Source organism: Bacillus sp. 01N45 (assembly GCF_056399205.1).
In genome coordinates, this window is sequence record NZ_JBFTQW010000020.1 from 17,549 (window position 1) to 27,876 (window position 10,328).

Consider the following 10,328-nt stretch of genomic DNA (forward strand, 5'->3'; position numbering starts at 1 on the left):
CCAAAAGCTTTTTAACTTATTAGATGTGAACTACCCGCCACTTAACGTCCTAGCGGACTGTTTGAAGTGGGGGCTTCTCGGTTAGTCGTTACTTTTGGTAGCTAACGAATTCGTCCTAAGACAGCCGAGCTAACTCCCTTGTTCCAAGGGTTATTTTATTGCTATCTACGCTAACGCCAATAGGCGTATTGCTTCATTTTTGATATTGATAGCTGCGTTATAATCTCTATCGAGATTTACACCGCATATACAAGAATAGACTCGCTCAGACAATGACATATTTTTCACATTTCCACAACTGCTGCATGTTTTTGTGGAAGGAAACCATTTGTCTATTTTCACAAGTTGTTTGCCTTGTTCGTGTAGTTTATAAGCTAAAAAAGAAGTGAACATACCCCAACCATTGTCAGCGACACTTTTTCCAAAATGAAGTGCTTGCGACATTCCTTTCATATTTAGATCTTCAATAGCTACAACATCAAAATGAGTAGCTAACTCTTTAGACTTATGATGAAGGAAGTTCTTACGTTGGTTTGCTACTTTTTCATGTAACTTAGCTACACGGATACGTTGTTTATTCCAACGAATAGAACCTTTTGTTCTTCTTGATAATACTCGTTGTGCCTTTGCCAATCGGTCTAACATTTCACGATAGAACTTAGGATAATTGGCTCTCTCATCCTCAGAACTGACGTATAATTGATCCATCGCAAAGTCTAATCCAACAACTGTTTCTACTTCTTTTTGCACAATCTCTTTTTCGTATTCAGTCAAGATAGACACATAGTATTTACCAGTAGGTGTCATAGAAATCGTACATGACTTGATTACATGGTCTTGTGGTATTTCTCTATGCTGTTTGATACGTACCATTTTCAGTTTTGGCAATTTGATATGACCGTTAAGCAACATAATATTTCCGTTCACTACATTCGTTGTATAAGACTTTCTATCTTTTTTGCTTTTGAATGTTGGGAAGTCATTTTGACCACTAAAGAAATTCTTATAGGCAGTTTGCAAGTTTAGTTGAGCATTTGCCAAAGCTAATGAATCAACTTCTTTTAACCACTCAAATTCTGCTTTGTATTTTGCAGGCGTGGGAAGCTTTTGTTTCTTTAGTTGATCCTTATCATCTTTATGTTTTTCATACGCTTCTTTCCGTTCAGCTAACATTCTGTTATACACGAAACGTACACAACCGAAGGTTTTACGTATAAGATGTGCTTGGTCTCCTGTTGGATACAAACGGAATTTATATGCTTTATTCTGCTTTGTCATATCATTTCACCTCACTTTTCACTTTGATTTTCAATATATGTTTTTACTACGTCTATTGGCGAACCACCAGTAGTTAGCAAGCAAAAGCTTCTTGACCAAAACATCTCTTTCCAAAGTTTCTTTTTCACTTGTGGAAAGTCTCTTTTAATAAGTCGAGAACTTGCACTTTTATAAGCATTGATGAATTTTGTCATTTCTGTATTAGGATGTGCTTTGAACAAAATATGAACATGGTCTACATCATGATTCCATTCAACTAATGTGATGTTATAGTTTTCAGATAGTCGAACAAACATATCTTTTGCATAGTCTGACATATCATCATCAAACACATTTCTTCTGTATTTCACGACCAACACAAGGTGATAATATAACAAGAATACTGAATGGTTATTACTATCTAATTTCATTTATATACCAGCCTTTATAATTTATAAGACTGATTATATCAGAGGCAAAATAAAAAGGAAAACCTTTTGGCTACGCCAAACCGAAATTCATCTCCCACCTACCGTTGGGCTACGCCCTTCACACGCTTGAGGAAGGAGAATTCTTTCCGGAAATTCGTTAAATTAGAAACCTAAAGGAGAATAAGTACTAGTATATATAGAAGGAATAAATATAGATGTTACCTTCACTATTCCTCTATCTCCTTATATAAACCAAAATTATAAATGGCGCAGTAAGGCTGGTACTAACAATGTCGTTACAAATATAAAAATGGAACTATATCTTAAACTTGAACTCCATTTCCCATATTTCGGATGTTCAAATTTCTTATAAAGCATACCTAGTGCTAGAGATATTAAAAACATTAATACAGCTGTCCCTAAAATTATAGAAGTGATTAAACCCACCATATTACTCATAAAAGTTTGAAAATCAAAAGAACGTGTTGTCAACATTAACACCGGTAAAATCCTTATTAATAGTATGAGAATGAAAGACCCTACTCCAAAATATATTGATCTTTTTTTCCACTTTATATGTTTAAACCATAAAGAAGCCCCAAAAACTAATAATGATATTAAAATTACTACAGAAAGGATCAGGAAAATAACATCAAAGAATGCAGGCACACTCGCATGAACTGCCCCATCTATTTTGTCTCCCCCATCTTTTATTACATCACTGCCTCCATTAAACAAAGAACCAAACCAATCTACAATCCAATCGGTCATCCAGGAAATATCGAATGGTAGATCTTCATTTTTTGTTTGTGCAGGAGCAACTGAGTTATATACATCCAAATTATTCTCCCCCTTAATTGAAATTAAGCCCTTTACTTTAAGTATATAAACTTAACGAACCAAAACTAAGAAAATATCAAATCATATCTTATCTTATTAGATAGAAGAACCACACTTTCGAACTTGAATTCTGTATCCCTTTATTCATCACCAATATTTTTTTGTTAGTTAACTTTGCAATATAAGTTTGTATATAATTCCTTTCAAAGACACAAAATATCGAAGTGTCTATTAATAATTCCATTTTTTTATCTCATTCCAAAAAGGAGCTGTATAATATGGACAAAGAAAATCTATTGAGCGAACAGATTAATCGCGTCCCTTCGGATGCCCTGAATACCCCTAGTAAGGAACAAGAACAACTGCTAGAAACATCATCTCAAGTGAAAAATAATCCAAACAATAACAATAACGAAAGTAACCAAGACCTATATGGCACAGACTCACCCATTTCAGATGTAGATAGAACAACAAACAAAAAATAAATTACAAAGAAAAAACTTAATAACAGTAAACTGATTTTTCCATAAAAAATAACTATCAGGTCAGAAGCAAACGTCAAAATAAAGGATCATTTCTACATACTTACTGAAAGAATTCTCCTTCTTTAAATGTGTGCAGAACGATAGCCCGACAGTAACAGTAAAAAGGATCTTCCTTTCTGCGTATAAATAGAAAAACGAGCACCCTATCACTATAAATAGGAGTGCTCGTTTTTCTATTTATTCCTTTTCTGGCCAAATTTTCACGTTTGGTTCTAATAACCACTTGTGGTCTTCCTCCATAATGCGATCATTCCATGGGTTATTCTCAAGATGTCGAATCATCCAACAAAAATACATTGCATATTCAGGCGCGGTTGCTTGCGGGTGGTCTAGCTCACCTGGAATTGTAATAAAGCTATTATGTACAACGCGATAATTTTGCTTCTTGGTACACAAAAGGAATTCTTTTAAAATTTGTAAGTATTTCTATCTTCCAGCGTAGTGTTTCATATTTACAAGCTATTCAACCTTGAGGATACACCGGTAGAAACATTTCACCGATTTGCTTATTAGACATTTGATGTCCATATGCAAGGCTCATTAGAACCAGAGCATGCAGGAACATTCATAGTTCTTTCTCCCATTTACACCAACTCACAGTAATCTCTAATTATTTATTGTAATTCCTAATATTAAGATGTAAAATAATATTATCTTATATGCGCTTAAGATAGATCGGAATAAGAAAAGGAACCCTTCTGGGTTCCTTTTGCTATGCAAAATAAAAAGCATTCTATTTAAATGCTCTGTGCTCTTATTATTTCTATATGACACTAATTCCTACTGCCATAAGGATACCTCATACAATACATACTAACCCTACTAATATTGAAAACTCTGGTAACCCAAAATGTCCAAGTATCATACATAGAATTAAGCCTATAGGATATACAAAGACTTCTATCCAATTTATCCATTGATTTTCCCTAGCTATATAAGACGAAGTTATACGATAATTAAAACTCCTAATACAATTAAAACAACACACTTTCTTCAAATGTAATCCTTATTACTTGTCCTTTTACTGTCTCGATAATTGAAACTACCCCTTTCCTCTTTATAAAATCAAAAATATTATAACCAAATCTAGTTACTGGTCTATCTTGCAATTTTTTAAATATGGCACCGTTATATTTTTCATCCACAAAAATATATCTTTTAAACCTATTATATTTATATATAATTAAAATAGGTTTCAATATACTTATTAAGATAATATATCGTTTTTAAGGAGGAAATGTTTTGAAAAGAAAATTAGTTGAATTATGCTCATCACTATCTATTAGTACCTTAACAATACTTGGAGTTGGACATTATACCGCTCATGCTGAAGAAGCCTTTGCTGATGTACCACAAAACCACTGGTCATATACAGCGATACATGACTTAAAAGAAAAACAAATCCTATTTGGATACGGAAATGGGATCTTTGGATTTGGAGATGATGTAACACGAGAACAAGTAGCCATCCTTATGTACAATTACCTCAAACCAGAAAATAAAGAAACATATACTAACCCTTATTTAGATATCAATTCTCTCACAACCCATTACTCAAAAGAGATTTTATCTCTCACAAACTTAGGAATATTCACTGGAGATGAACATGGTAACTTCCGCCCTAAGGATACTTTAACACGTGCTGAAATGGCTTCTGTATTAACGAAGGCATTTCAGCTAAAAGCAACAGGAGCATTTACTTTTAAAGATATACCAAATGGATATTGGGCAAAAGATGCAATTCATGCTATTCATTCCAACCATATTGCGGAAGGCACAGGTAACAATAACTATAGTCCATATATGAAGGTATCTAGAGAACAGTACGCACAATTTATTTATAATGCTATGAACAGGAATAATAAACAAGGTAATAATAATTTACCGCTTATTCTTGTTGAAGAAGTTGGAGAAATTAGAGAGTCCCATGTTACTAATGGAGGAACAATATTTAAAGGATAAAATGCACTAATACAATATTAATAATTAACCCTCTATATCTACTATTGAATAATACACCGTAAGTTTGCTAATACTATAAAAACTAAGTCTCCAATTCCCCTGGAGTTGAGCAGTTAGTTCATTCTAACTGCTCTTTTTACTTTTTATCGTCACCCTTTCATAGCACCTCCATATGTTGTATAGAGATATCTCCTTCTAAATTATCATTGATGCCTCTTTCAAGTCCTAATACACACCTTAAAAAGTGCTCTTTTTACTTTGCATGTCACTCATCCTACGATGAATTGAGATTTTAACTTATGAATAATTTGTGTAATTATTCCTAATACTAATAATAGATTGGTAACAGCCAATCTATATTCATAATGAATCTCTGATTTTCTTGTATAAATTATAAATATTTACACATTCTATTAACGGAATGGTTGAATCATTGTCATTGAAAATGTTCCGCACTTCCGCTCCTTAAGAGAACAGTCTACGCAACTGTTCTCTTTCCTATTTCCTTTTTTCACGCATATAATCTGACAAGCATTATTAACTCTAACTCCCCTACAATCAATCGCATTGCAACATTCTCAACATTTCCTCAACAAATTCTCAATATTTTTCATGGACAACAGCACACTTTCTCAACAGTTTTAATATCTTAATATTAAATACTGAAAGGAGATGTTGAAAAATGACTTGGTTCATTATTTTAGGGTTTATGCTTATTTTAATAATAAGCGGTTTTCATGCACATAGTATTCATATCATTTTCAAAATAGGTTCAGATACAAAAGCTGTGCCAAGTTGGTCTTTCGTTAATAAAATAAACTTCCAAACATTAAAAGAATTAATAAAAGGACTAAATAAGGATAAACTTAAAATCCTTACAATAGGAGAACTTGTTATTCCTTTAAGTTTCTTTAATAAATTATTTATCAAAACATTAATTTTTCTATTCCTATTCTTTTACTCTCAATACTTAAACTAACGTAATATGAGATGAGTTAAAGAATAACAATCACTAATCGTAGCAAGCCAACTTTCGATTGCCTATAATGAACTGGACCTGAAGAATTAAACAAAAAATGAAGCGGCTATTTGAATGTGAGTCTGGTATTGTACTGGACTCATTCCTTTTAACAGTACTTTGATTTTTTTGCGATTGTAATGAACTATATAATTACCTAATACTATCTTAATATGTTTCATACTTTCGAATTTTGTAAGATAAATTACTTTTGCTTCGTCTTGTTCTGTAATTCCATCTCTTTTTGAACGAAGGCCTTTAACTTTTTTAAGTAATCGATTTCCATACGTAAACATTCATTTTCATCTTTTAATGCCTCTATAGCCTCTTCAATAGCTGCATTATCTAACTTCGATCTTATATTTGTAATTCCCATAGCTGGATCCCCTTTCTTCTTTTATATAGGAAATCCATGTCTTTCAAATCATATATTCCCCTTCATCTACGAACTATTTCAATGAATTCCTTAACAAAAACGATTCATTTATTTCCTTTGTTTTTAATCTATTTCTAAATATTTCAGATCAACTCATTGAAAAATCCCCCTATATTCATTCCATATTCCTCACTCCTAAATGAATCGTAGTACATATTATCCTCAATACATTTATAGGTTTTTATAGGATTTTTAACAAAATCTTCTTACATTTAAATAGAAATACCACCTTATTCTGTCAACTCCATCTATATTGATAAATATAAAAAATCAAATTTATTTGACATTTCAATGACTCATAACAGGAAAATATATACATTAAATGAAACCTGATATATCTTTAATTTGTAAGTTGTAGTTAGTTGGCCAACTTTCCATACAATTTAATAATTTAAAATATGGAGGATCTAAATGAATCAAGTATTTAGAAAAAGTAAGAAAAAAATGATGTATCTAGTTGGTTCACTTCTAATTTCTCTATCAATGTTTTCAACTACTAGTTTTGCAGCTACAGAAGGTGCTGTAAAAAGTGTTACAAATAGTAGTTATACCGGGATTGCAGCTGATATAAATCTACCAAAATCAGTTGTTGTTAAAGATGGATATTTGAATTGGTATTTAGGTATTGGAGCATCTAAAGTTGAGGGTGGTATTTCAAAAACACCAAGTGGATATAAAGTATTTCTTAATTCAGGATATAATGAATCTGGTCAAAACAGTAAGTATTGGAACACACAATATGATACATCAATTAAAGATGGTGATCGGGTAAACCTTAAAATAATTAATAACGGAAATGGTACGGTTACTATGTATGTAAATGGAAGCCCTAGATATGCAAATCAGCCTGTATATGGCTCATTTTCTCAATACGAACCAATAAAAATGGTTCAGGGTGTTGAAGATGCTGGACGTAATTCTTTTAGCCAGGCTAGCTTTTCAAACGTACTTCTAAGAGCAGATACATCTGGATCTACCTACAAAAGTTGGAACGGTTCAATTTCTTCCTCATTTTCTAAACACGGTACTTATGGTAACAATTTCACAGTTTATTCCCAAGTACCATTAAGCGCAAGTCTACGCTAAAGGTGTTATTTGCATAATAATATTTTTGTGAAAAGTTAGTTGCACTTGCAACTACTTTTTTATATAGGGTCCATTGTAATAGATATTCTCGCCAATATAAATACCATCTTTCAACTTTTTCAAAAAACAAGCTGTTTATCTAAATGTTATGTACAAAAAAGCGTAGAAATTTTTAATTTCTACGCTTTTTATAAGTTAAACAATTCATTTACTATTACAATTCTTCAAATTCATCAATTTCAGCTTTACGCTTTAAAAATAGTTCCATATCTTTATTCTCTCTTTCTATTAAACCAAGAGCATGTGTATCATCCAAGGCTAACTCTTTATATCCCCATATATAATCTATAGTTGTATCTTTGACATGTCTGTGTTCTCCACAATACCATTCTATAGGTTGTAACGCATCGGATATTTTAAATAATTCTGCTGGATACCATGATGGCATATTTTCACGTTCTCCTAAGATTAAGTATGTTAATTCACCACTTTGTAACTTACATATGCCATAAACAACATACTCCTTCTTAATAACTAAGTTAAATATTTCCTCGGTTGCCTTTGTTAGATAATCTCCAGTGTTGTACAAACAAGCTACTTTCATAATAAACGCCCCTTATTCATTTTTTATCTTTAAATTTAAAATCATCAAATTCACCAGTTTTTGTATTTTTTTACATAATGTATTTCCACACCATTTACACTATGGGCCATTTTGACCTATCCATCTTCATTAGGCTATCTAGAATCGTTCATAGTTACAGTTACCCTTATTTTCTAATACTCTCTGGTGATTAAATTTTTACTTAATACTAAACAAACGTAGGAATCAATGATCCTACGTTTGTTTATAAAAATCTATTTATTTAACAATATTTTTTACGTCTCCAATACGTATATCACCATCATGATGATACTCAATAACATACCCCATATCTGGTGAATATATCCAGGTATCAAAACTAACAGCTGTAACATCATATATTACATTTAAAACTTGATGTAAATTTGTTTTGATTACTGGTACTCTAGCATTATCCCAAATAATATATACTGTCTGAGAATATGTTCCAAAACAGTTCTGTAGATATAATTTTATTTCATCCTCATTATATAAATCACCATAGTTTTCAATGTTGGACCAATCTACTCTCCCCCATTGTGTAATAGGGAATGCATTTTCAAAACTTTTTACTACCATTTTCCCTTGAGTATTCTCTAAAATTTCAATGTCTTCACCTAATGCTTCAATACACTCTTCCAACAATGTTGCCATTTTATTACCTCATTTATTTAGATATTTTAATAATGATTTAAAGGTTTCTTCGTCTCCTTCAAAAGGAATTGCATATTTAATTGCTTTATCTTTTTTTCCATTTCTAAAATCTTCTACATTTATATGCATCCCTTTACTAGGATCATAATCTAATCGCCATCTTGCTTTATGATCAGCTGTCTCTCTGCCAACAATTTTACCATAACCAGCGCTTTTTTCCATTGTTCCTATAAATGGTTGTGAATCTGCCCCAAAATCCCCCAATAAGCTCATTGCTTTATTTCTTGCTTGTTCATATATTTGAACCTTATCAAGAACAATCTCACCTGAACGACCACCTTTAGCAGCTGCTTCTAGTGCCTTTCCTTTCTTTTCAAGATCGCCAATCTTCCCTACAACCTTACCAACAACTCGTGTTGTAACCACCAGATACAACGGCCAATGTGCCCCATACATAATCGTCTGGACCGTATTTTTGACCTGTTACTAAGTCTTCACCTTTGATAAGTTGTCCAATTTCTTTTCCTGTACCAATTATTGGTATAATACCCAATACGAATGATAAATTATTAAATCAAGATTTATTATTATGCAAAATTACATTTAAATTGTAGTTGATAATCATTCTTATTGTAACTATAATGATTACATGTTAGGTGATATACGAAAGTTATTTACCAATTAAACCTAACTGCGCATTTAACTACAACCGGAATGGAGATGTTATAAGGTATGAAAAAAATCATTTTAGCTGGTGCATTAGGAATTGCAGCTCTTGCAGGCACAAATCTACCAGGATTAGAAGTAACAAAAGCAAGTGCAGCTTCTATCGAGTCAAATTTATCAACAATTGAAGGGCGTGTAGTTGAGGTTACTGATAATGTTATCTCTGTTGAATCAACAAAGTATTCAGAGCCTATTAGTATTTATTTCAACTCTACACCAAATGTAAAAGTTGGTGATCAAATAAAAGCTACTGGTGCAATGATGCGTAATTTTACGGACTATATGGTTGCAGAGTCAATTGAAAAGGTTCAAGGTACTGATACATTACACCAGGGAAGTTATTTAAAACATGTTTTTGCATACGAATATGAAATAGGACATGTTACAAAAGTAGATAAGTTTAAATCTGGAATAGAAGAATATAATTATGTAATTGTTCAATATACTGGAAATGACGGAAGTAAACGTAATGTTACAGTTTATTTGACACACGGGCAGAAATTTAATGTAGGTGAAAAGGTTAAAGTTCATATGGCGAACGCTGAAAGAAGTAATGAGTGGTCGATAACAGATGAGATTGAAAAAGTTAATGATTCTCAAGCATTAACTGATGATCGATGGATTTGGTCTTAATATAAAATTGTATTTTTTCTCTTATTGAAAAGAATTATTTGTCTTGGTTAATTTCTTTTGTTAGTAATATGAAGAATTGAAATATTATCCAACTAACTAAATGTATAAACCTTTTAAT

General features: G+C 32.0%; 12 protein-coding genes and 2 pseudogenes. 5 read left to right on the top strand and 9 right to left on the bottom strand.

Features of this window, described 5'->3' with window-relative positions; genetic code table 11:
• Window positions 1-165 precede the first annotated feature (165 nt).
• From AC1DMU_RS27830 to AC1DMU_RS27840, 3 genes are all read right to left on the bottom strand, one after another.
• Window positions 166-1,278, bottom strand: a complete 1,113-nt coding sequence (locus AC1DMU_RS27830; RefSeq protein WP_426936093.1) for an RNA-guided endonuclease TnpB family protein — start codon at window positions 1,276-1,278, stop codon at window positions 166-168.
• Window positions 1,279-1,289: 11 nt separating this feature from the next.
• Window positions 1,290-1,688 (bottom strand): IS200/IS605-like element ISBth16 family transposase, encoded by a 399-nt coding sequence (tnpA, locus tag AC1DMU_RS27835; protein WP_000762752.1) that lies wholly within the window; start codon window positions 1,686-1,688, stop codon window positions 1,290-1,292.
• A gap of 258 nt (window positions 1,689-1,946) precedes the next feature.
• On the bottom strand, window positions 1,947-2,546 hold the full coding sequence (locus tag AC1DMU_RS27840; RefSeq protein WP_426936114.1) for a hypothetical protein: 600 nt from the start codon (window positions 2,544-2,546) through the stop codon (window positions 1,947-1,949).
• Window positions 2,547-2,806: 260 nt separating this feature from the next.
• On the opposite strand from AC1DMU_RS27840, the gene AC1DMU_RS27845 reads away from it, so the two are divergent.
• Entirely contained in the window at window positions 2,807-3,013 is a 207-nt protein-coding gene (locus AC1DMU_RS27845; RefSeq protein WP_215559197.1) for a hypothetical protein, read from the top strand.
• Window positions 3,014-3,250: 237 nt separating this feature from the next.
• Here AC1DMU_RS27845 and AC1DMU_RS27850 read toward each other — a convergent pair.
• Window positions 3,251-3,448: pseudogene (locus tag AC1DMU_RS27850) on the bottom strand (5-deoxy-glucuronate isomerase); the annotation flags it as partial.
• Window positions 3,449-4,315: 867 nt separating this feature from the next.
• Here AC1DMU_RS27850 and AC1DMU_RS27855 point away from each other — a divergent pair.
• Both AC1DMU_RS27855 and AC1DMU_RS27860 read left to right on the top strand, forming a co-directional pair.
• Window positions 4,316-5,035, top strand: coding sequence for an S-layer homology domain-containing protein (locus AC1DMU_RS27855; RefSeq protein WP_426936091.1), 720 nt, complete (start codon window positions 4,316-4,318; stop codon window positions 5,033-5,035).
• Between the two features lie 682 nt (window positions 5,036-5,717).
• Window positions 5,718-6,014 carry a hypothetical protein gene (locus AC1DMU_RS27860; protein WP_426936090.1) on the top strand — a complete coding sequence of 99 codons (297 nt, stop codon included), beginning with the start codon at window positions 5,718-5,720 and terminating at the stop codon, window positions 6,012-6,014.
• Window positions 6,015-6,100: 86 nt separating this feature from the next.
• On the opposite strand, the gene AC1DMU_RS27865 is transcribed toward AC1DMU_RS27860, so the two are convergent.
• The gene (locus tag AC1DMU_RS27865) at window positions 6,101-6,235 is read right to left on the bottom strand and encodes an IS3 family transposase (RefSeq protein WP_215559194.1); all 135 of its coding nucleotides are present in this window, start codon (window positions 6,233-6,235) and stop codon (window positions 6,101-6,103) included.
• Window positions 6,236-6,258: 23 nt separating this feature from the next.
• Window positions 6,259-6,429, bottom strand: a complete 171-nt coding sequence (locus AC1DMU_RS27870) for a hypothetical protein (protein WP_215559193.1) — start codon at window positions 6,427-6,429, stop codon at window positions 6,259-6,261.
• Window positions 6,430-6,900: 471 nt separating this feature from the next.
• Between AC1DMU_RS27870 and AC1DMU_RS27875 the strand changes: the two genes are divergently transcribed.
• Window positions 6,901-7,575 (top strand): hypothetical protein, encoded by a 675-nt coding sequence (locus tag AC1DMU_RS27875; protein WP_215559192.1) that lies wholly within the window; start codon window positions 6,901-6,903, stop codon window positions 7,573-7,575.
• Window positions 7,576-7,789: 214 nt separating this feature from the next.
• Here AC1DMU_RS27875 and AC1DMU_RS27880 read toward each other — a convergent pair whose 3' ends face one another.
• From AC1DMU_RS27880 to AC1DMU_RS27890, 3 genes and pseudogenes are all read right to left on the bottom strand, one after another.
• Window positions 7,790-8,179, bottom strand: a complete 390-nt coding sequence (locus AC1DMU_RS27880) for a hypothetical protein (RefSeq protein WP_476941657.1) — start codon at window positions 8,177-8,179, stop codon at window positions 7,790-7,792.
• A 258-nt stretch (window positions 8,180-8,437) separates the two neighbouring features.
• A complete protein-coding gene (locus tag AC1DMU_RS27885; protein WP_000212604.1) occupies window positions 8,438-8,851 on the bottom strand; it encodes a CDI toxin immunity protein in 414 nt (137 codons plus the stop codon).
• 9 nt (window positions 8,852-8,860) lie between these two features.
• Window positions 8,861-9,419: pseudogene (locus AC1DMU_RS27890) on the bottom strand (pre-toxin TG domain-containing protein); the annotation flags it as partial.
• A gap of 164 nt (window positions 9,420-9,583) precedes the next feature.
• Between AC1DMU_RS27890 and AC1DMU_RS27895 the strand changes: the two are divergent.
• Window positions 9,584-10,210 carry an ATP F0F1 synthase subunit alpha gene (locus AC1DMU_RS27895; protein WP_088063445.1) on the top strand — a complete coding sequence of 209 codons (627 nt, stop codon included), beginning with the start codon at window positions 9,584-9,586 and terminating at the stop codon, window positions 10,208-10,210.
• Window positions 10,211-10,328 lie beyond the last annotated feature (118 nt).

Bases quoted from the DNA above. Each gene is read 5' to 3' on its own strand.
- AC1DMU_RS27865 (WP_215559194.1), bottom strand. From the start codon at position 6,235: ATGAAACATATTAAGATAGTATTAGGTAATTATATAGTTCATTACAAT.
- AC1DMU_RS27885 (WP_000212604.1), bottom strand. From the start codon at position 8,851: ATGGCAACATTGTTGGAAGAGTGTATTGAAGCATTAGGTGAAGACATT.
- AC1DMU_RS27830 (WP_426936093.1), bottom strand. From the start codon at position 1,278: ATGACAAAGCAGAATAAAGCATATAAATTCCGTTTGTATCCAACAGGA.
- AC1DMU_RS27875 (WP_215559192.1), top strand. From the start codon at position 6,901: ATGAATCAAGTATTTAGAAAAAGTAAGAAAAAAATGATGTATCTAGTT.
- AC1DMU_RS27860 (WP_426936090.1), top strand. From the start codon at position 5,718: ATGACTTGGTTCATTATTTTAGGGTTTATGCTTATTTTAATAATAAGC.
- AC1DMU_RS27845 (WP_215559197.1), top strand. From the start codon at position 2,807: ATGGACAAAGAAAATCTATTGAGCGAACAGATTAATCGCGTCCCTTCG.
- AC1DMU_RS27880 (WP_476941657.1), bottom strand. From the start codon at position 8,179: ATGAAAGTAGCTTGTTTGTACAACACTGGAGATTATCTAACAAAGGCA.
- tnpA (WP_000762752.1), bottom strand. From the start codon at position 1,688: ATGAAATTAGATAGTAATAACCATTCAGTATTCTTGTTATATTATCAC.
- AC1DMU_RS27870 (WP_215559193.1), bottom strand. From the start codon at position 6,429: ATGGGAATTACAAATATAAGATCGAAGTTAGATAATGCAGCTATTGAA.
- AC1DMU_RS27895 (WP_088063445.1), top strand. From the start codon at position 9,584: ATGAAAAAAATCATTTTAGCTGGTGCATTAGGAATTGCAGCTCTTGCA.